The organism is Vibrio sp. J1-1, assembly GCF_021728395.1.
Taxonomy (GTDB): Bacteria; Pseudomonadota; Gammaproteobacteria; order Enterobacterales; family Vibrionaceae; genus Vibrio.
Window position 1 is genome coordinate 43549 of the sequence record NZ_JAKKCM010000006.1, and the last position, 20278, is coordinate 63826.

General features: G+C 44.9%; 18 protein-coding genes. 1 reads left to right on the forward strand and 17 read right to left on the reverse strand.

The window, feature by feature from the left end:
* Window positions 1-10: 10 nt before the first annotated feature.
* The 15 genes from L3V31_RS11125 to nrfB form a co-directional block, all read right to left on the reverse strand.
* Window positions 11-667 carry an MBL fold metallo-hydrolase gene (locus tag L3V31_RS11125; protein WP_237316121.1) on the reverse strand — a complete coding sequence of 219 codons (657 nt, stop codon included), beginning with the start codon at window positions 665-667 and terminating at the stop codon, window positions 11-13.
* 114 nt (window positions 668-781) lie between these two features.
* Complete coding sequence (locus L3V31_RS11130) at window positions 782-1330, reverse strand: DUF882 domain-containing protein (RefSeq protein ID WP_237316334.1); 549 nt, start codon at window positions 1328-1330, stop codon at window positions 782-784.
* A gap of 172 nt (window positions 1331-1502) precedes the next feature.
* Window positions 1503-3044, reverse strand: coding sequence for a L,D-transpeptidase family protein (locus L3V31_RS11135; RefSeq protein ID WP_237316122.1), 1542 nt, complete (start codon window positions 3042-3044; stop codon window positions 1503-1505).
* A gap of 152 nt (window positions 3045-3196) precedes the next feature.
* Window positions 3197-4279 (reverse strand): DUF1513 domain-containing protein, encoded by a 1083-nt coding sequence (locus tag L3V31_RS11140; RefSeq protein WP_237316123.1) that lies wholly within the window; start codon window positions 4277-4279, stop codon window positions 3197-3199.
* Window positions 4260-5297, reverse strand: a complete 1038-nt coding sequence (locus L3V31_RS11145) for an imelysin family protein (protein ID WP_237316124.1) — start codon at window positions 5295-5297, stop codon at window positions 4260-4262. Before L3V31_RS11145 ends, L3V31_RS11140 begins: the two co-directional genes overlap by 20 nt.
* A gap of 10 nt (window positions 5298-5307) precedes the next feature.
* Window positions 5308-6708, reverse strand: coding sequence for a di-heme oxidoredictase family protein (locus tag L3V31_RS11150; protein WP_237316125.1), 1401 nt, complete (start codon window positions 6706-6708; stop codon window positions 5308-5310).
* Window positions 6709-6799: 91 nt separating this feature from the next.
* The gene (locus L3V31_RS11155; RefSeq protein WP_237316126.1) at window positions 6800-8062 is read right to left on the reverse strand and encodes an imelysin family protein; all 1263 of its coding nucleotides are present in this window, start codon (window positions 8060-8062) and stop codon (window positions 6800-6802) included.
* A gap of 173 nt (window positions 8063-8235) precedes the next feature.
* Window positions 8236-8883 carry a GTP cyclohydrolase II gene (gene ribA, locus L3V31_RS11160; protein WP_237316127.1) on the reverse strand — a complete coding sequence of 216 codons (648 nt, stop codon included), beginning with the start codon at window positions 8881-8883 and terminating at the stop codon, window positions 8236-8238.
* Between the two features lie 219 nt (window positions 8884-9102).
* Window positions 9103-9279 (reverse strand): hypothetical protein, encoded by a 177-nt coding sequence (locus L3V31_RS11165; RefSeq protein WP_237316128.1) that lies wholly within the window; start codon window positions 9277-9279, stop codon window positions 9103-9105.
* A gap of 143 nt (window positions 9280-9422) precedes the next feature.
* Window positions 9423-9833: a cytochrome c-type biogenesis protein CcmH gene (locus tag L3V31_RS11170; RefSeq protein ID WP_237316129.1), complete on the reverse strand. Its 411-nt coding sequence runs from the start codon at window positions 9831-9833 to the stop codon at window positions 9423-9425.
* On the reverse strand, window positions 9820-10353 hold the full coding sequence (locus L3V31_RS11175) for a DsbE family thiol:disulfide interchange protein (protein WP_237316130.1): 534 nt from the start codon (window positions 10351-10353) through the stop codon (window positions 9820-9822). The genes L3V31_RS11170 and L3V31_RS11175 overlap by 14 nt, the downstream gene beginning before the upstream one ends.
* Window positions 10331-12238: a heme lyase NrfEFG subunit NrfE gene (gene nrfE, locus L3V31_RS11180; RefSeq protein ID WP_237316131.1), complete on the reverse strand. Its 1908-nt coding sequence runs from the start codon at window positions 12236-12238 to the stop codon at window positions 10331-10333. The genes L3V31_RS11175 and nrfE overlap by 23 nt, the downstream gene beginning before the upstream one ends.
* A 9-nt stretch (window positions 12239-12247) precedes the next feature.
* The gene (gene nrfD, locus L3V31_RS11185; RefSeq protein ID WP_237316132.1) at window positions 12248-13219 is read right to left on the reverse strand and encodes a cytochrome c nitrite reductase subunit NrfD; all 972 of its coding nucleotides are present in this window, start codon (window positions 13217-13219) and stop codon (window positions 12248-12250) included.
* Window positions 13216-13902: a cytochrome c nitrite reductase Fe-S protein gene (nrfC, locus tag L3V31_RS11190; protein WP_237316133.1), complete on the reverse strand. Its 687-nt coding sequence runs from the start codon at window positions 13900-13902 to the stop codon at window positions 13216-13218. Before nrfC ends, nrfD begins: the two co-directional genes overlap by 4 nt.
* Before the next feature lies 1 nt (window position 13903).
* Window positions 13904-14506: a cytochrome c nitrite reductase pentaheme subunit gene (gene nrfB / locus L3V31_RS11195; RefSeq protein WP_237316134.1), complete on the reverse strand. Its 603-nt coding sequence runs from the start codon at window positions 14504-14506 to the stop codon at window positions 13904-13906.
* Between the two features lie 446 nt (window positions 14507-14952).
* On the opposite strand from nrfB, the gene nrfA reads away from it, so the two are divergent.
* The gene (gene nrfA / locus L3V31_RS11200) at window positions 14953-16374 is read left to right on the forward strand and encodes an ammonia-forming nitrite reductase cytochrome c552 subunit (protein WP_237316135.1); all 1422 of its coding nucleotides are present in this window, start codon (window positions 14953-14955) and stop codon (window positions 16372-16374) included.
* 143 nt (window positions 16375-16517) lie between these two features.
* On the opposite strand, the gene L3V31_RS11205 is transcribed toward nrfA, so the two are convergent.
* Together L3V31_RS11205 and gyrA are read right to left on the reverse strand one after the other, a co-directional pair.
* A complete protein-coding gene (locus L3V31_RS11205; protein ID WP_237316136.1) occupies window positions 16518-17141 on the reverse strand; it encodes a hypothetical protein in 624 nt (207 codons plus the stop codon).
* Window positions 17142-17260: 119 nt separating this feature from the next.
* Window positions 17261-19981, reverse strand: coding sequence for a DNA gyrase subunit A (gyrA, locus tag L3V31_RS11210; RefSeq protein WP_237316137.1), 2721 nt, complete (start codon window positions 19979-19981; stop codon window positions 17261-17263).
* Window positions 19982-20278: the final 297 nt, after the last annotated feature.

Consider the following 20278-nt stretch of genomic DNA (forward strand, 5'->3'; position numbering starts at 1 on the left):
ACAGAACTCGCTAATAGAGCGGCATCTCATCGGCAACAAATGGGTTGGTTTTACGTTCATGACCAAAGGTAGATTGTGGGCCGTGACCTGGAATGAAGGTAACATCGTTACCAAGTGGCCAGAGCTTCTCTTTGATCGACGTGATCAAAGTATTGAAATCACCTTGAGGAAAATCTGTACGACCAACACTACCGTTAAACAGGACATCACCCACAAATGCTACGCGAGCTTCTTCACTGTATAACACGACATGACCTGGCGTATGACCCGGAGTATGGATCACCTTCAGCGCTTGGTTACCAAATGTGACAGTGTCACCATCATCAAGCCATTGATCAGGTTCAAAAGCTTCAGTTAGCGGGAAGCCAAACATTTTGCTTTGCCCTTCTAAGCCTTGTAACCAGAAATTGTCCGCTTTATGAGGACCAACAACTTTTTTTCCACCAAGCAAAGCCGACAGTGGCTGAGTACCACCAACATGATCTAGGTGACCGTGTGTCAAAACCAATTGAACGACATCAACACCTAACTCTTTGACTAACGCAGCAAGCTGCTTCTCATCACCGCCTGGGTCAACCACGATGCCTTTCATCGTTTCATCACACCAGACAATAGAACAGTTTTGAGAAAAAGCTGTCACCGGGACAATTTGGTATTTAAGAGCCATGGATAACCTATCACCACATAAATGTTGTTAAAACTGCCGCAACTATGACACTAAGCCTAAGTGACTTCAAGACTTGTAAAAGCCATGCAACTCGTGATTCTTAGGCAATCGCAACTACCAAGAGCGAACCGCTCCAGTGTCAATGTGAACGAAGTTACTGCCCGGGTAGTAGCCAACGCCACCCGCTTTCAGGCTTAACGCGGCATCACGTACGGTGGACAAATTTACCCCGTCTAAACGAAAATCGATGGCTTTACCTTCCATGTGAAGACTTTTCTTGGCCACGCCAGAAGATCTATTGCGTAATTTAGAGTTCGTCTTTGGTGAACGATAACCAGAGATCACAATAACTTCTGACTCCGTACCAATGAGCTTTTGAATTTGGCTAATCTGGTCGAACAAACGGCGATCCATTGGAAAAGCTTCATTACGTCTATAGTCGCGACAGAACTGATCTAACCTTTTTAACTCACTTTTTACGTACCCACTTCCATCGAAGTAGCACGTTTCTAATTGCTCTCCAGTATTCAGGTTATTCATCGCTAGTACGCGAGGTTCATCGGGGAGTGATGCCCATGAAAAAGTTGGCATTGTAGACGCCAAGACAACACCGCCAGTGGTCATTTTAAGAAAATCACGACGGGAAAAGTTACGACTTACCATATAGAAATACTGCTCAAAAACTACACGAAAGTCGGACATTAACCAAACTTGCGCATTTCGTCAAACGCGCGAGTCAGTCTGGAAAGTCCTAATTGACGATATTGGATGGTTTACTGATTGAACGAAAAGTAGATTTTCTAGAATGTAAATTTACTTAAAGTTTTTTATGCCATTATCCTTGATTATCGTAAGAATAAATATCATCACGGTAATAAAGCGTTCCCTCTTCTAACCACGCGGTTTGATAGATGATGTGAACCGGAATACGCTCACCTAACGGAACTGCAGTGTTCGAACGAGTAGCGCTTTCGCGTTTTTTCGCGAAACGCTCTTCCAGCCCCTGCGTTTTGAAAAGCAGCTCAGCTAATTGATCGGCATTTTCCACTCGAACACAACCAGAACTAAATGCGCGACGATCTTGTTCAAACAAATTTTTACTTGGCGTATCGTGCAAATAAATCGCCTGCGGATTTGGCATGTTGAACTTATACAAGCCCAGCGCATTTTGCGATCCAGAAGCCTGACGCATACGGTATGGGAAAGCTCTGGGATTAACCGTTGCCCAATTGATAGTGGTTGGATCAATGATCTCTCGCGAGGTCCATGAGCGAATTATTTGAATGTTATTATGGATCAAATACATCGGGTTCTGTTTTACTTTAGGAATGATGTCTTTGACCATGATTTTCCATGGCACATTCCAGGTCGGATTCAAAATAACCGAATCCATGTCAACCGTCATTATCGGTGTCTTTCTCGAACTCTTCCCAACAACGACTTTCGACTCAAACAATGGCCGACCATCGTGCCAGTACGTAACTTGATATCCTGGCACATTGACAAATACGACGTTATCTCGCTCTTTCGCCCATATTCTTGAGCGCTCGGCATTTAAAGCAAGTAAGTGCAGACGCTGCTGCGGGGAAAAGTTAATCCAACGAATGGTATTTGGGCCGATAATACCGTCTTGTTTCAAACCATGGATGCGTTGGAATTCTTTCACTGCTCGCTCAAGGTTCTCGTCATACTGAGGTGAGTAAAGATCAACATAGCTGACATCCACGCCCACAATCGCAAGGCGCTCTGTCAAAGACATTTTATTCGTTATTGGATCACCAAAACGAAGTAAGCCTTGTTGCTCGTATAGAGGGTATTGGTATTGCGCGTGCTCAGATAGCGTTGAAAAAGCCGAGTTGAAATCTCGATCCATTTGCAGTGGAGAACGCAAACTTGATAAAAACTGATCCAACTTACCAACAGTAAGTTCATTGCTAAGGACCGACAATGTATCGATGCTCGGTGGAGGGAGATCAACTTGGGCTTTATTGGCAAACAGCCAGTTAACCCCTTCATGAGGCAACTGCTCAAGGTAGCTCAAATACATAAGCAACGAGTCAGTCATCACCAAATCAAAGTCGAGGTTGTCACCTTGCCATTTGGTCTGGTTGATTCTATGCAGCAGGTCATCAAACTCTTCAGTGACGTCAGCAAGCGCGACAATATTCAGCTGAAAAATGAACTGCTCAACATCCCTTTCATTTTGCCAGTTCAAACGGTAATTAGTGCTCTGGTACAATTGCTCCACCACAGATGGATAGTGGATCATTTTTCCAATTGAGAGCTCCTTAACCGCGCTTTCTTGCTCCGCTTGTGAAGCATTATCAAGAGAAACAACGGTGGAAAAGCTGCAAAACGGCACTAAAAGTGCCGTCATTATTAAAACCCTAGCAAACACTGATACAACCCTTACCTACTTGCCTTATTAAAAAGTATGGCAAATATCTCACAGGTTGCTGCTTTAAAAATAAGAACGGGACAATGTTTTTTCCGATAAGTTTCACATAAAACTATCAGTTAGAGTGCTTTTTAGACAACTCTAGACCAGTGATTATCCCACTGTATACCGCTGGAAAATGTATTTTTGAATTCTGTTGGCCGTTGTTCTACAACTTTACCTGCGCCAGAGCTGATGCGGAACTCATCCCCGCAGAGCACGACACCCGATGCATCGGGTAACGCGTTCAACTCAACCAGCTTGCCCGTCGCTTTAGACCAGATCCCATAGCAGCTGCCTGGAGGAGAAGTGGCTAATATCCACTCCTCTGTCGCAGCAATGCTGGCGACATAATGGTTGAAACGAGCCCACTCTTCAGGCTCAGCCTTAAGATCTAGCATTTTATCTCCTCGAGTGTGCATAGCGATGAGAGCCGGATATTCGTCTGGCTCACCTCGATATTGCTGGCCGCATAGCACTGTCTCTGAGCCATCATGCGCAAGATGACGAATGCTTAGCTTGTTATCGGGCAGAGATATTTGTTCGAGCAACTCACCATCTTGAGACAGGTAACTCAGGTTTGGATTCATTGAGTCGAGGTTTAGAGGCTCTCTTCCATTAGTATGCACACCGCCGACACCGATCGCTAATGCACCATCGGGCATCATGATGACTTCATGTGGCCCAATCCCAAAGCCTGACAGTTCGTCCATCTTTTGATATTGCTTGCGCACATCGTAAACGCCAACAATACCTCTGCTTGTGCCTCTTTCACCTTCTGTCGTGAACAGGTAGTTCCCATCATGGGAATACACGCCGTGGCCATAGAAGTGACGATTTTCTTTTGCATAATGCAGCTTTATCGCTTGCCCGGTCCGATAGTCGAATACCATGAAGAAGGTACCCGGTCGACGACCGAACACCACCGCATGTCCGTGTTGGTTGGTAGCAACACCGTGACCACGTTCTGGGATTGGCAATTTAGAAATCGGCATTCCATGTTCATCAGCAACAACCGCTGCATACTTGTCACGACCAATGATAGAACACCCAATCAAAGCGGGTTTACGCTGAACAGTACTAGCACAACCAAAAGGCAGTAATGGTGTTGCCGCTCCAAACAAGGCCGCTTTAAGCAATGTTCGTCTTGTTTGATCAGTCACCATCGGTAGCATTAAATCCTATAACCACGCCGAGTTCGATAGCCACCTCTTCATGAATGAGGTACTTCAATTGCTCTAACTTATTGTACTGTGCCAATACTGTGCGGTAGCCATCTACCGTTTGCAGCGCGGTAAATAAGCTCTTCTCTTCAGGCCAGGTATCAAGTGTTATGTCGAACTGACGAGACACTCGATCGGCGAGTTCCGGCTTGCCCTGTTCACGTAAAAGTGAATCTAAACCGCCACCATTAGCGAAGTATAAGGTTTGCATGCTTTGCACGTTTGCTTTCAAATTCGCGAGTGAAGTGCCTGAACGCCAAGACTCTGAAAAGTAAGCCCTCGGGTGACCAATTTTCGCCATCGGACGGCTTAACTTCTTCATACTGTACTCAAGCTGGTTCGACAGTAGTGAAATATATTCTGACTCCCACTCCGTTTTTTGCATCGTTTTCCATGGGTTCTGACCCCAAGCTTGCGCTATCATCTTGGCTTTAGCATTGAGGTTTTGCGCAATCGAAACGCCTGTGGAGCAAGTATTTCTGTTCGTTTCCAGCGTTGATGCGCTGTCGTAAAGCAACCACTCAAGAGCGCCCAAGCCTTGTACAGTCACACTTCGCGTTGATATTTCTTGTGCACTCCAAACGTGATCCGCTTTAGCAAGTGCAGACATTTTTCGTCCGGTTGTGTTCTTTTTATCCGGCCAGAACTGCACATTCCAACTTTGCTCCAACGCTCTCGCTGGTCCGCGCTCCTGACCTTGCAGAGCCATCCAGGCGCGCATGGTTTCATGCCATTGTTGTTTTACTGCAGACGGGTCTTTATCCTCTGATGTACAAAAATCATTAAAAACGCGCTCTAATAAAGAACTCTGATTTAAGAAGGTCTGTGCTGATTGATACTCGATTTCATACACACTTTGTGAAATGTGGCTCGTTTTCTCCGCCTGATCATCTTCTAAACTCAATATTGACTGACAGCCAGTCAGACTTAGGGCAGCAACGACGGCACCAACTAATGGATTTTTATTCACGTTCGATTCCTTATAACGAATCCAGGAAAGCCACCAGCGCATCACGCTCGCGCTTACTTAAAGCCAGTACGTTCTGTTTTGAAGCTTCAGCTTCACCACCATGCCACAGTACCGCTTCCATAACATTGCGAGCACGGCCATCGTGCAAATAGTAGGTATGACCATTAACTTCTTCGGTATAACCTAGCCCCCAAAGTGGTGGGGTACGCCATTCGCGACCATTCGCCAGATATTCAGGTCGATTATCTGCCAGCCCCTCGCCCATATCGTGTAACAGTAAGTCTGTATATGGATGAATTTCTTGTTCTGAAAGCGCAGGTAAGCCAGCTCGTTTAGCGGTTTTTACGTTAGTTTTATGGCAGCTTTCACAACCTGATGCGGCAAAAATCTTCTGACCTAGTTGAACTTGTGGGTCATCTACATTGCGACGAATTGGAACGGCTAAGTGCTGACTATAAAACTCAACGAAGTCGAGAATATTCTGGCTAACTTCTGGGTCACCGCCATTTGGCAATTCATCACAGATTGATTGCTTTGAAGTACAGTTTTCGTTCGGGAACAGATGACTTGTGAGGCCAACATCACCATTAAAGGCGGCGGCATTCTGCTGCATCAATGTTGGTTGACCCGCTTTCCAGCCAAAGCGACCGAGTGAAAAGCCCCCTTTTTCTATATCCCAAACTTTGTTTACTTTTCCTGAAATACCATCTTCGTTGGTGTCTTTTTCGTCCGCCCAAGCAAGCAAAGTATCGTCAGGAATGCTCTCCAATAGACCCAAACCTATCATTGGTGGCGCAACACGCGCAGAAAATTGGGTATCTGGGTGCATGTCTCCATAGCCTAGGTCAGTAATCTTTAGAGCTGGTTTTCTTAGCGTTACCGTTGTGCCATCGTTGAACTGCACCGGAACATCGCTATAAGTAATCGAAATTTTGCCTTCGGGAACTTGGTCTTGGAGGGCAAAATCTTGTAGCTGACCACCATAAGTCGGCTCAGGAATGCCACCATCAATAATGAACGCTTTTTTTTGCTCTGGTGTTACCGCAGGGATACTCAAACGCACCAACATTGAAACGGCATGGATATCCCCTTCTTCAGGTGGATGACCTCGACCATCTTTAATATGGCAGTTCTGACAACCATTGGTATTGAATAGCGGGCCGAGTCCATCTCGCGCATCCGTAGAAGCTAGCGCTTGTACCCAAGGGTTTCTAAAAAAGCTATTCCCAACGCTAAAGTCCAGTCGTTTACTCATAGGTAAATTAGCGGCAGGAAGAGAGTAGGCATTCGCGCCCTCTTTTTTAACACTGGTTTTTCCGCCCGAACGCACCTCATACGCAGATACCGAAGTAGAAAAAGCAGCAGTAAAAAGTAGCACTAAATGGAAGTAATTAAGGGATGATGGCTTCATATCATTGCTCTTAAATGAATGGATAACAGCGAGCTCAAACAGGAAGGGCTCAATTATGAGATGAGCCCTTGATTAATGATTATGTTTTTTATTAGAACTCGTGGTCTGCCGTATCTGGGCTTAAGCTTTCAATGCCAATGATGTTTGCAGCGCGTTCAATCGCACCAGTTTGTGCTACCAACGACATGATGGTTTCATTGACTAACGCATTACCTTGAACGTTATCAGCCGCAATCAGTTGGTCAAAGTGTTGGTTTTTCTTCTCGGCAGACGTCACCAGCTCACCCACTTGGCTACGAGTGTCATCAAACTGCTTTTGAATCTCTTTCGCGGCTTGTTCATCTTGTTGTGACACTAGGTCTGCAAGACTTGGTCCAGTCAATAGCGTGCCGTCTTGGCGCTTATAAAGCCCCATGTACACGTTGTAGATACCCTGCTCGTTGTAGTAGTGAGAGTTGTGTGTGTTGTCCGAGAAACAATCGTGCTCGTCTTCTGTTGAGTTCGCTTCCAACGCCACTTTCATGCGCTCACCGGCCAATTCGCCGAGAGACAGCGAACCCATACCAAACATCATCTTGCGCAAGCCATTGTCTGCTGAGCCAGCAAGTAGCTCCTGACGGTAATTGTCTTTCACATCCGCAGACCACTGTTTCTCCATCCATTCAAGATCCTGAACCAATAGATCTGCTGCCGCTTTTAGGTATTCACCACGACGTTCACAGTGACCATTAGTACAACCAGATCCGACAACAAAATCAGTGTAAGCACGTTGACCTGCCCCGGCATTTGTTCCATTAAGGTCTTGGCCCCAAAGTAGGAATTCAATCGCGTGGTAACCAGAAGCCACGTTGGCTTCAGAGCCACCGATTTCATTCAGATCGGCAATCAGCTCAGGTGTGATTTTTGATACGTCGAGTTTGGTTGCACCAATCGTCAGACTTGTGTTAGCCACTATGTTCGCCACAGCGCCTTCGTTACCAAGCTCATATTGGTAATCCGTGGCTACGTAATCGATAAGACCTTCATCCAACGGCCATGCGTTAAGCTGACCTTCCCAATCATCGACTATCTCGTTACCAAAGCGGAATACTTCAGATTGTTGGTATGGAACGCGAGAATTAAGCCATGCTTGTTTAACCTCTGCTAGCTTTTTATCTGAAGGGGCTTTGAGGAACTCATCAATTTTCACGTCCAACGCTTTAGCCGTGTTTAATGAATCTGAGAATACAGCATGAGCGACGTCTGCATAGTGTTCAACAACACCTTGCTTGGTTACCTGAGCAGCAACCGCAGTACCACTGGAAATAAGAAGTGAAGCAGTAATAGCTTGAACTAACACTGTTTTTGCGTTCATGAGAAGCATCCTTGTTGAGCAAATTATTTTATATACGTAGTGCTAATTATTCTTATTTGCACTTTCATTACCGATATAATACAAATTTACAATTTATTTGCAACTTAAGATCAAAAAAAGCCTCAACAATGTGAGGCTTTTAACATGAATTATTAGCAGTTCTGCTTTTAAAGCTAAACCTTTAGGTTATGTTTGCCGTGAGAAGCTTTTGCTTTTAGATAGTTCTCGTTACCATCTTTGACGTGAGCAGAAGTGTTGACAACTTCAACAATTTCGATTCCGTATTCGGCGAGCTCACGGATTTTTTTAGGATTATTCGTCACGAGGCGTATCTTGCTGACACCTAAAGCTTGTAACATTTGAGCAGCTTCAGTGAAGTCACGTAGATCGTCATCAAACCCTAAGTGGTTGTTCGCCTCATAGGTGTTCATACCCTCGCTTTGTAGCCGGTAAGCATCAATCTTATTGTATAGACCAATACCACGTCCTTCCTGACGTAAATACAGAATAATGCCGCCGCATTCTCCCATTCGTTGAATCGTTTCTTCTAATTGCTCACCACAGTCACAACGAGAGGAGTGAAAAACATCGCCGGTCAGACACTCAGAATGCATACGCACCAGTGGCGTTTCTTGAACTTGGTCTGCTTGCTTAAAGATAACTGCTACATGCTCTTTATCCGTCTTCAAACCACGGAAAGACAGGATTTCAGCATCAATATCACTCTTAGCCCCGACTTTAAAATCTACTCTGGCACGTACTTCAGCCATATCTACACTCACTCGATTTATTTCTTGATGCACTTTCGTTATTACATTCATGGGATGAACTCATGCTCTTCAACTATGGGGATTGATACCACATTTTTCAATGCATAGATCACTATATCTTAGATCTTTTCCTCTCAACGATACGTGACGAAAGATGCCCTACGTCACGTTGACGAAGTGTTATAATATAACATTTCCGTCAAACTACAATAAAAAACCCCAGACAAATTTTGTCTGGGGTTGATAAATTCTGGTGTTAAAAGAAGGGGCTCAGTGTGCCTGACGTCGCTTCCAGACGGAAAATTCTATCCATACTGTTTCGAGTTCTTGAATTTCCTCGTCGCTCAGAACGGCGAGAGTTGAAGTAACTTGTGGCAATTTTAGTGCCTGCATCGCGCGAATGTGCGCATGAAAGTCCTTTCTTAACTGCGATATAACTGAATCCACTCGTATACCTACTTAGATCTTTTACTACTCCAGCGTAAACAACTGTCTTTGCTAATTACTGAGAGTTTTACAAACTGAAAAAAATCATACCACTATGCTTGCTATTTGCACATTCTGACTTTAAATATGGAAGGACATTCACATTATTGTGGTCTTATTTTTTTAATAGAAAATAGTGCAAAACAAATTACAAATAATGCAGGAAAGATCCATAAGGCCGCGGTTGAATAATTGAATGGAGGGTGATAAAGAACGATATTCCCATATCTCTTGACCAAATAATCTTTAACCTCTTGTTCCGTACTGCCATCGTTCACCATCGAATAGACTTTTAATCTTAAATCCTTGGCAGCTTGCGCGTTTGATTCTACAAGGTTTTGGTTCTGGCATTGAGGGCAGCGCAAGGCTTTAGCTAATGTCACCGCTCTTTGTTGCAGTTCAATAGTATGAAATTCAAATAGATCAACATGCTGTTCTAACTGCTCTGCTTTTAGCAAAGGAGAAAATAGCAAATAAAGAACAATAACGATGAACGTACATTTAAAGTGAAACATTGAAATACCCGGAAAATAGTGAGTTCCATTTATCTGTTGTGAGCTTGCCTCTGTATTTGATCACAACATTACCACGCTGATCAATTAAGTAAGTTTCAGGGGTTCCAATCACACCCAGCTCCACAGCAAGTTGACCATTTGGATCAGAGATCACCTCTATATAGGGGTTTTGTTTGGCGTTCAAATAACTTTTTGCCGCGCTGTCTTTATCTCGATAGTTGAGGCCAATAATAGGAACACCTTGTTGTGCCAAGTCGAGTAAGTCGTCATGTTCTTGTTTACAAACCCCACACCAAGAAGCCCAAACATTCAATAGCAAATATCCCTTATTATCTAGCACTGCTTCGGTGACTTGCTGCCCTGATACTAATGATTGAGCAGTAAAAGAAGGAATAGATACCTCGCTCTTTTGTAGCAACTCTATGTCTGGCCTGTCAGACAGAGCAGTCACCGATAAAACAGCAAAAGTCGCCACGAGCAAGATAAGACCAGCCAGTTTAAGCGTACTTTTCGATCTCATACCCCCTCCTCTTCCTTTGGTTCATCAAAGTCCCCATGGCGCTTATCACGATGAATGCGCCACCGCACCATATCCACCAAATGCCAGCACGATATTGAACTTTAATCGCGTAGGCGTTTTTATCAACCTTATCACCTAAAGTGGTGTAGTAGTCGCCATGCCACAATGATTGAATCGCAGGCTCTGTCATGCCCATCACCCGCACTGGGTAATGACGTTTTTCGGGTTTAAAAGTGAGTCTCGAGCCATCTTCCAGGCGGATATTAATCAGTCCTTGCTCTGCCGTGTAGTTAGGGCCCACTAGCCATTCAATGCCATGATAGTCAATGGTAATGCCTGCTTTTTGATGTGAGCTACCTGGCTCGACGCGTAAGTTGTACTCGTATGAATAGTCACTGTTAAATACAGCTCCAGTTACCGCCAGCGCGAAGCCTATATGGGCAAAGACCATCGATACCAATTTAGTCTTGTTTTGGACACTTACAAGCATCCATAAATGAGCGGCGATAACCCAAGTTGCTAATGCTAAAGTGATCAAGGTCGTGATGTGGATCTCTTCGACTGCAGCAACAAAAACAATGCTAATCACGATAGATGAAGTACAGGCAAGCGCGATACTATTAGCCGCGTTTGCTAACGTCCCTGTCGTCCATTTCAACACAGGCATGATAGCGAGAACAATAAGCGTAAGTAGGCATAAAGGAAATACAAGACTGTTAAAATATGGTGCTCCAACGGATATATTGCCCAAGCCAAGCAATTGATAAATCATCGGATAAAAAGTACCAAGAAACACTATCGCCGTGGTAATAACCAACAGTCCAATGGCAATGTAGGCGGTGTAAGCTCGACTGAGCAAAGAAACCAGATTAAACCGAGGAATGAGATCTCCTCGCACAATGAGCACACCAAAAGTGATGATCACAAGGAAGCTCAGAACGGTGAGCAGCAATAAGCCTTTTGTTGGATCGACGGCAAACGCATGTACCGAGGTCAACACACCAGAGCGAACGACAAATGTACCGAGGATGCTCAAACTGAACGTCGCAAACGCGAGGGCGTACGTATTCCAACTCGCGCCATTGTTACGCTTTGACAATACGCCACTGTGAAGTAAAGCCGTGCCCGTCAACCAAGGTAGTAAAGAAGCATTTTCTACCGGGTCCCAGAACCACCAACCACCCCAACCTAACTCATTATATGCCCACCAAGAACCGAGCAATATACCGACTGTAAGTGCCCCCCAAGCAAAGAAAACCGCGCCCCGTGCAACCTTGTACCACTCGTTCAGCGGTCGTTTACTCAATAACGCCGCCAAAGCAAAAGCAAGAATTGCGGAATATCCCACGTAGCCCAAATAAAGCAGAGGTGGATGAATGATAAGCCCAACATCTTGCAACATCGGATTAAGATCGCGCCCTTCAAGTGCCAGTGCGGAAGCATACTCGAATGGATTTGACGTCGTTAATGTAAACCAAGCAAATATAGCGATAAGTACGTTCATGATGCCAAGACAATCCGCGATATATCCAACGTTGATTGGCGATTTAAGCGCGATAAAGGATGCCCATAAGCTCAAGGTTACTACCCAAAACAGCATCGAGCCTTGGTGTCCCCCCCATGCTGCTGCAATCTTGAACGCCACTGGCAACTGGCTATTGGAGTGTGTGACAACGTATTCCAATGCAAAATAATCTTGAATGAAGCAAACAATCAGAAGAGCTAAACAAACCAAAGAGGCTAAGCTGATGATATGTGACGTCGCCACTTGATGCGGTAACATTACCTCCTTACCAATCACGCGACGAGTCCAATGCAGCAATGCTGCACATGTCGACGCCACCGCCACCAATATCAGCAAGAAGAATCCCAGTTCAGCCTCCATTACTCCTCCTTAAACCACGGTCATCTGACCGGCATAGAGAATGAAAGTCCGCAGCATCAACACACCCACTAAACTCAATGTGGTTACGACAAAAACGTAAGTACCTTTATGGCGAACTTCAGAAGGTGTCAGCCAGTTCAATGTTAGCGGCATCAACATACCGATTAATATTACGCCTACCCAGAACCATTGTGCCCAAAAGCCACTGGATATCGCATTCCAAGCCGCAACTTCGTTTTGACCGCCACTAAAGATCAAACCAGTAAAGAAAGTCACCAGTACAAACAGTTCAAACAACACAACAGGACGTTCAAAACCATGCACCCAAGCGACACTAGGACTTCTAGCTGATTCTTTAAATACCAGAATGCCAACCATCAAACACGCAGCAGCGCCTGAGGATAAACTTGAGAACAAGAACAAGATTGGCAGTACTGGATTATTGAGCATCGGATAGGTCTTCAATGCCGACAGCAGGAAACCCGTGTATGCAGCCAGTATTATCGCTAAAAAGCCCAAGAACAACTCAATAACATTGCTGGCTTTACCCATCTTAATTAAGAGGCCATCGACAAAATCCAACAACTTGCCTGGTAATTTACCTTCGCAGAAATTAATGATGTGATGACGGAAAATCACGCCTATCCAGATAAACAGGACTATCATGTAAACTTGAAACAAGATGACGCCCATCGACATCACGGAAGTCGGATTGTAGTAAATCATGATCTTCCAAAACGCGAGCGGTTTAGTTAAATGGAAAATCAAAATTACTAAGCCTGAAATGATACCAAATGGTGCCAACCAAGCCATCGCTTTCAGAATGCCATTGCTTGCCGGATCACCCTCAATCACTTTGCGTTTGAGATAAAGAGCGATCATCACTGCGCCAGCCGACATCCCTGCGAGAAACAGGTAAATGGCGATGATCCAATCCCATACTAACGAGTCAAAGTGGAAAGCACTTTCGAATCCGTTCATGATGACACCTCCCCTTTACTATGCGGAATTTTGTATAGCTTAGGTTGCGTACCTAAATGAGATTTATCGCGATACACAACATGGCTTTCTATGGCCTTACTCACGTCACTGGTTGGATCATTCAAGTCACCGAATATCAGCGCTTTGGTTGGACAAGACTCAACACACGCTGGCTGTTTACCTTGCGCCAAATTGGTATCGCGGCAGAAGTTGCACTTGTCCGCAGAATGGTCGACCGGGTTGAAAAAACGGACTTGATAAGGACAAGCGGCCAGGCAGTAACCACAGCCCACACACTTCTCTTTATGCACATCCACAATCCCCGTTGTTTCGTCTTTATAAGCCGCCCCCGTTGGACACACATACACACATGGCGGGTTCTCACAGTGCTGACAAGATTCACGAGTGAACTGATACTCAACATCTGGAAACTCACCAATTGGTTCGCTGCGATGAATTTTAAGACGAGTCACCCCTTCCGGCACATTGTTTACTTCTCGACAAGCATCGGTACAAGCCGTACAGCCTATACAAGCGTTTTCATCGTGTACCATCCCCATGCGTTTCACTTGCTCACTGTCGCTGGCGTACAGAGAAGAGCTCACAACAGAGGTGCCTGCAACGCCAGTGGTCAAAATCAACGCGCCGCTACTCGCTAGGAAGTTTCTTCTAGAACATTTCATGCTATCTCTCCTCTTCTTTTACAAGTTCAGGTTCGACGGCAAATTCAGAGTGACAATCGACACACTGCTTAATTAGCTGTTTTCTGTCATAAGACAAGGCTTTAGTTTTTGCAGCATGAACATCATGGCAGTTTGAACAAGTCAGATTCTTTGCGTGCACATCGTGCGTCCAATGCTTTTCTCTTAGCTTGAGTGGCCCGTGGCAATCCACGCACTGGCTATTAGCTTTGAGAATTAAACTTGGATCGAGGGACACTTGGTCGTGCACCGCTTTAGATTGGGCGGCAGAGAACTTAATCACATCGGGAGCCCCTTCACGGTGATCGGGTCCGATATTGCTGTGGCAGTTGGTGCAATTGAGCTGCTTGCCTTTACTTAACAAAGCTTGAGGGTCATGCGATAGATTCAGAGTGTCTTTAGCATCCTTATGACATTGAAGACATTTGTAGTCTCGGTCACGGAGCAACTCGACTTGATGACGCTCGGCTTGAGCACCTTCAACCGGCTCTGAAGAAGTCGCATGGGCGGCGATGGAGAAACCATAGATGGCAAAGACGAAGAGAAATTTCAGCATTGTCTCTATGGTCAATTTTATATTGCCCATATTTTTCTTTCCTTAGCTCGATAATAATTGATAACTGTTCTCAACTATTTATTTGAGCGACAATTAATTTCCTCTGAAGATATAAAATATCTTCAAATAACATCAATTCTTATTTCGGAAAGCCACAACGCTAAACCTATATAAATAATACCCCTATTATTCATAAGGGGTAGAAGCAACTATTCAAAAAGCGAACTTAATCACTCTATTTAAAAATAGTTAAAAACTAAAGTATTGTCATACAAGGAGTTAACTCATACCACTTTAGGGGTATAAGAGCTTAAATATGATTGAGATCACTAGTGTAAATTGATCTAAAACAAAACAAGTTTCGCGCGCTATTTCATCTATTTAATTAAGCAATAATATTACCGATAGATCTCCGATTCTTATTTGGAATAGCTCTTCACAACGCTGCTAATAAAAACGAATATGGAGATAACACCGTGAGCATAAAACACTGGATGAGCGCACCTATAGCGGCTGCGACTTTATTCGCCAGCCAATTATTTTTGGTTGGCGCTCCGTTGGCGGCAGAAGATCTTATCGATCCTCGCAATGACGCCTTTGAGCAAAACCACCCAGACCAATACCACTCTTGGAAAGCAACGTCAGAAAGTGAAAATATTGAAGACGCCCTAAGTGAAGATCCGAACATGGTAATCTTGTGGGCAGGCTATGGCTTCGCAAAGGATTACAACAAAGCGCGTGGCCACTTTTACGCATTGGATGACGTTCGCCAAACATTACGTACAGGCGCTCCAACCGATGAAAACTCTGGCCCGATGCCGATGGCTTGTTGGAGCTGTAAAAGCCCAGATGTCGCCCGCGTCATTGAAGAACGTGGAGAAGATGGCTACTTCGAAGGGAAGTGGGCACGTTTAGGCGCTGAAATTGTTAACCCAATCGGCTGTTCAGACTGCCATGACACCCGATCAGAAGAGTTTAAGAAAGGCGAACCTGCCCTCGCATTAACTCGACCATATGTAGAACGAGCTTTTGAGGCTATCGGCAAAAACTTTGATCAACAATCTCGCCTGGATAAACAAGCGTCAGTCTGTGCCCAGTGCCATGTGGAGTACTACTTCACTGGCCCAACAAAAGCGGTTAAGTTCCCGTGGGATATGGGTACCACAGTTAATGATATGGAAAAATACTACGACGCTCTGAATTTCAAAGATTGGACGCATGCAGTCTCTAAAACTCCAATGTTAAAAGCACAACATCCAGGTTTTGAAACTTGGCGAGCGGGTATTCATGGTAAAAACAAAGTAGTTTGTGTGGATTGCCACATGCCGAAAGTAACCAAAGAAGACGGCACAGTTTACACCGATCATAAAGTGGGCAATCCATTCGATCGCTTCGATGACACGTGTGCACAATGCCATACCCAAACCAAAGAACAGCTACAAGGCATCGTGTCGACACGTAAAGCGCAAGTACTGAACATGAAACTTACCGCAGAGAAACAAATTGTCGCCGCACACTTCGAAGCCGGTGAAGCCTGGAAAGTAGGTGCAACAGAAGAAGAGATGCAGCCAATCCTTCAAGATATCCGTCATGCGCAGTGGCGCTGGGACTACGCGATCGCCTCTCATGGCGTTCACATGCACGCTCCAGAAGTCGCACTTGAAGTACTAGGAACTGCGGTAGACCGTGCTGCGGATGCGCGTACTAAGCTAGTTCGTTTACTCGCTAAAAAAGGTATCACCGAGCCAGTGCAAATTCCGGATATCTCAACTAAAGCCAAAGCCCAACAAGCATTAGGAATGGATATGGAGAAGATGAATTCAGATAAGAAACATTTCCTAGAAACTGTTACTCCTGATTGGGATAAAGCAGCTGCAGAGCGCGAGGCAAAGTATTAGTCAAAGCTAGACACAACAAGGGGCGCGTTATGCGCCCCTTTTCTATGTTCAGAGATAAAGTAAGTAGTGGCGGCGGCGAGTTTTCGGTATAGCCTGAATGCTTAGTCTCTTTATTCGTCGCACACAGCTTATAGAATGTATACCTACAGCAACTCTTTCGCTCTATTAATGGAGTTAATGATTTGCACTCTGTCCAAACTTGTATCATTCGAGTCTAATAATTGTACCCATGTATCGATTGCTTCCTGAAAGCGAAATGAAACAAAATGATCGTTGGCGATTAGAGATAAAGCAGCCGTGTTATGAGGTTCCAACCGCAATGCTTGTTCAAGCAGCAAGGTGACTTCATCGGTCATGCGTTGATTGTGGAGGTAATACAGTACCGTCGCTTTTGCTGCAAGCGGGGTAGCGCTTACTGGATTACTCAGTTGAATAACATAATCAAAACAAGTCAAGGCACCATTAAACTCACCTTCTACCAAGTATCCTTGTCCTAATTGAAACCACAGTTCAGCATTATTCGGGTCTTTTCTCAGTTGTGCTTGTATTTCCTCCATAATATCTTGTGCGGTCATGGTAGGAGGCATGTTCGTTTGGCTTAACTGAGGAGGGGGCTGGTGCAAAACCAAAAAGCTTGAAGTGGTTAGCACTAACACTAAAGCACAAAAGCCAAACCATTGCCTAGGCTTTATTTTTGAAGCACTTAAAGACAAAGACACGATAAACAAGCTCATCAAGGTGATAGCAACAAAGAACCAAACTGACATAAGGGCATCCATGAGTAGACGTAAGCATAGTGTACGGGTTTAGCGTCGAAATTGCGTTGATACAGGTACAAAAAAGCCGAGCAATCTGTGGCTCGGCTTTTAATATTAGCGATGAAGAATTACTCTTCGTTGCCTTCTTCTGAATCATCAGCTGCTGGTGCTTCTGGAGCATCTTGCTGCGTATTTACTTCAGTTGATTCTGTCGCTTCCGCTTCTTCACCTTCTGGTAAATCAGCTTCTTCAATTTCTTCAATGCGCTGTAAACCAACCACTGATTCATCTTCAGCTGTTCTGATCAGTGTAACCCCTTGGGTATTACGACCAACCTGGCTAACTTCAGCGACACGTGTACGAACGAGAGTACCAGCGTCGGTGATCATCATCATCTCGTCGCCTTCTTCTACTTGTACTGCGCCAACAACAGGACCATTACGCTCAGAGACTTTGATAGATACGACACCTTGCGTTGCACGACCCTTAGTTGGGTACTCTGCAAGCTCGGTACGTTTACCATAGCCGTTCTCGGTTACTGTTAGGATATCGCCTTCATTTGAAGGAACAATGAGAGACACAACTTGGTCGTTTTCACCCAACTTCATACCGCGAACACCAGAGGCAGTACGACCCATAGGACGAACACCTTTAAACTTAAATTCTGGTTGACCGTTCTCATCAAGAACTGGGTTACCATTTTCATCAAGTACTGGAATCTCTTCGGCTTCTTTAAAGCGAACCACTTTACCCGCTTTAGAAAACAGCATGATTTCGTTTTCGCCATTGGTGATATCAACACCGATTAACGAATCGTCTTCACGTAGGTTAACTGCGATTAGACCGTTTGAACGAACGTTTGCAAATTGGTTCAGCGGAGTCTTCTTAACTGTACCGTCACCCGTCGCCATAAAGATGAACTTATCTTCAGAGAACTCGTCTACACGTAGGATAGCCGTGATACGTTCACCATCTTCCAGAGGAAGAATGTTTACGATAGGCTTACCACGAGCAGTACGGCTCGCTAGCGGTAGTTGGTAAACTTTCAAGCGGTAAGTTTTACCACGCGTAGAGAAACACAGGATGTTGTCGTGGGTATTCGCCACGAGAAGACGCTCAATATGGTCTTCGTCTTTCATCTTAGTTGCGCTCTTACCTTTACCACCACGACGCTGTGACTCATAGTCGCTCAGTACTTGGTACTTAACGTAACCGCCGTGAGACAGAGTTACTACTACGTCTTCACGCGCAATCAGCTCTTCCATATCGATATCATGGCTAGCCGCTGTGATCTCAGTACGTCGAGCGTCGCCAAAGCCGTCACGAACCGCTTCTAGCTCTTCACGAATCACTTCCATCAAACGCTCAGTGCTTGCAAGAATGTGCATTAGCTCAGCGATTTCGTCTAGAAGCTCTTTGTATTCAGCCAGAATTTTCTCGTGCTCAAGACCTGTCAGTTTGTGTAGACGTAGGTCTAGGATTGCTTGCGCTTGTTGTTCTGTCAGGAAGTACTGGCCGTCTCGGATACCGTATTGCGGCTCTAGCCACTCTGGACGAGCTGCGTCAGTACCGGCACGTTCAAGCATTGCAGCAACGTTGCCAAGATCCCAACCACGGGCGATAAGCCCTGCTTTCGCTTCTGCTGGCGTTGGCGCTTTACGAATTAGGTCGATGATTTCATCGATATTTGCTAGTGCAAGAGCCAAACCTTCTAGGATGTGTGCACGTTCACGAGCTTTACGTAATTCGAAAATAGTACGACGAGTAACCACTTCACGACGGTGATCCACAAAGCACTTCAACATATCTTTCAGGTTGAATAGCTGTGGCTGACCGTTGTTCAGTGCCACCATGTTGATACCGAAAGTCGTTTGTAGCTGAGTCTGAGAGTAAAGGTTGTTAAGAACCACTTCACCGACAGCATCACGCTTACATTCAATAACGATACGCATACCATCTTTGTCAGATTCATCACGTAGCGCACTGATGCCTTCTACTTTCTTATCTTTAACCAGCTCAGCAATCTTCTCGATCAAACGAGCTTTGTTTACTTGATAAGGAATTTCAGTAACGACGATGGTTTCTCTGCCGTTTTTCTCTGTTTCGATGTCCGCTTTTGAGCGCATGTAGATCTTACCGCGACCCGTTTTGTACGCGTCTACAATGCCTTTACGGCCACTGATAAGTGCTGCCGTCGGGAAATCTGGACCAGGGATGTAATCCATTAGTTCATCAATAGTGATCGCTTCATTATTGATGTATGCAAGGCAGCCATCGATCACTTCGCCAAGGTTATGTGGCGGGATGTTGGTCGCCATACCTACCGCGATACCAGAAGCACCGTTAACCAGTAGGTTTGGAATTTTTGTTGGAAGAACCGCTGGAATCTGCTCCGTACCATCGTAGTTAGGTACGTAGTCTACGGTTTCTTTATCTAGGTCAGCCAGAAGCTCGTGGGCAATTTTAGCCATACGTACTTCGGTATAACGCATTGCCGCAGCAGAATCGCCATCGATTGAGCCAAAGTTACCTTGACCATCGACCAGCATATAACGAAGTGAGAACGGCTGAGCCATACGTACGATTGTGTCGTACACAGCACTATCACCATGAGGGTGATATTTACCGATTACGTCGCCGACAACACGGGCTGATTTTTTATATGGTTTGTTCCAATCGTTGCCTAGTACGTTCATCGCGAATAAAACGCGACGGTGTACTGGTTTTAGACCATCACGCACATCTGGAAGAGCACGACCCACGATTACTGACATCGCGTAGTCTAGATATGAACCTCTAAGCTCGTCTTCAATGTTTACGGGCGTGATCTCTTTAGCTAAATCGCTCATGGAGCCATTATCCCTCTATTATCTGATCGTAATTACGATACGTGTAAGGCGAAAAATATAACACACATTTCATCACTTCGGCATCCCTTTCCCTCTCCTTTTATCAGGTTGTGAGCTTTGTTGAGATTCAAATGTCGAGAATTTGCACACTCATCTGATATCTTTCTGATAACTGGTTATATTTCAGTCAATATTATGCAAAATGAGATTTATGGTAGGCAAAACGAGGATTTATCAGTTTAATACTAATAGACCCTAACGACTTCAAGATACGGGACTTAAAGCATCTCGAGGTTG

Bases quoted from the DNA above. Each gene is read 5' to 3' on its own strand.
- L3V31_RS11175 (WP_237316130.1), bottom strand. From the start codon at position 10,353: ATGAGATCGAAAAGTACGCTTAAACTGGCTGGTCTTATCTTGCTCGTG.
- nrfC (WP_237316133.1), bottom strand. From the start codon at position 13,902: ATGAAATGTTCTAGAAGAAACTTCCTAGCGAGTAGCGGCGCGTTGATT.
- L3V31_RS11155 (WP_237316126.1), bottom strand. From the start codon at position 8,062: ATGAACGCAAAAACAGTGTTAGTTCAAGCTATTACTGCTTCACTTCTT.
- L3V31_RS11130 (WP_237316334.1), bottom strand. From the start codon at position 1,330: ATGGTAAGTCGTAACTTTTCCCGTCGTGATTTTCTTAAAATGACCACT.
- L3V31_RS11125 (WP_237316121.1), bottom strand. From the start codon at position 667: ATGGCTCTTAAATACCAAATTGTCCCGGTGACAGCTTTTTCTCAAAAC.
- L3V31_RS11170 (WP_237316129.1), bottom strand. From the start codon at position 9,833: ATGTTTCACTTTAAATGTACGTTCATCGTTATTGTTCTTTATTTGCTA.
- nrfD (WP_237316132.1), bottom strand. From the start codon at position 13,219: ATGAACGGATTCGAAAGTGCTTTCCACTTTGACTCGTTAGTATGGGAT.
- nrfE (WP_237316131.1), bottom strand. From the start codon at position 12,238: ATGGAGGCTGAACTGGGATTCTTCTTGCTGATATTGGTGGCGGTGGCG.
- L3V31_RS11150 (WP_237316125.1), bottom strand. From the start codon at position 6,708: ATGAAGCCATCATCCCTTAATTACTTCCATTTAGTGCTACTTTTTACT.
- nrfB (WP_237316134.1), bottom strand. From the start codon at position 14,506: ATGGGCAATATAAAATTGACCATAGAGACAATGCTGAAATTTCTCTTC.
- L3V31_RS11205 (WP_237316136.1), bottom strand. From the start codon at position 17,141: ATGTCAGTTTGGTTCTTTGTTGCTATCACCTTGATGAGCTTGTTTATC.
- L3V31_RS11140 (WP_237316123.1), bottom strand. From the start codon at position 4,279: ATGCTACCGATGGTGACTGATCAAACAAGACGAACATTGCTTAAAGCG.
- gyrA (WP_237316137.1), bottom strand. From the start codon at position 19,981: ATGAGCGATTTAGCTAAAGAGATCACGCCCGTAAACATTGAAGACGAG.
- L3V31_RS11135 (WP_237316122.1), bottom strand. From the start codon at position 3,044: ATGACGGCACTTTTAGTGCCGTTTTGCAGCTTTTCCACCGTTGTTTCT.
- ribA (WP_237316127.1), bottom strand. From the start codon at position 8,883: ATGAATGTAATAACGAAAGTGCATCAAGAAATAAATCGAGTGAGTGTA.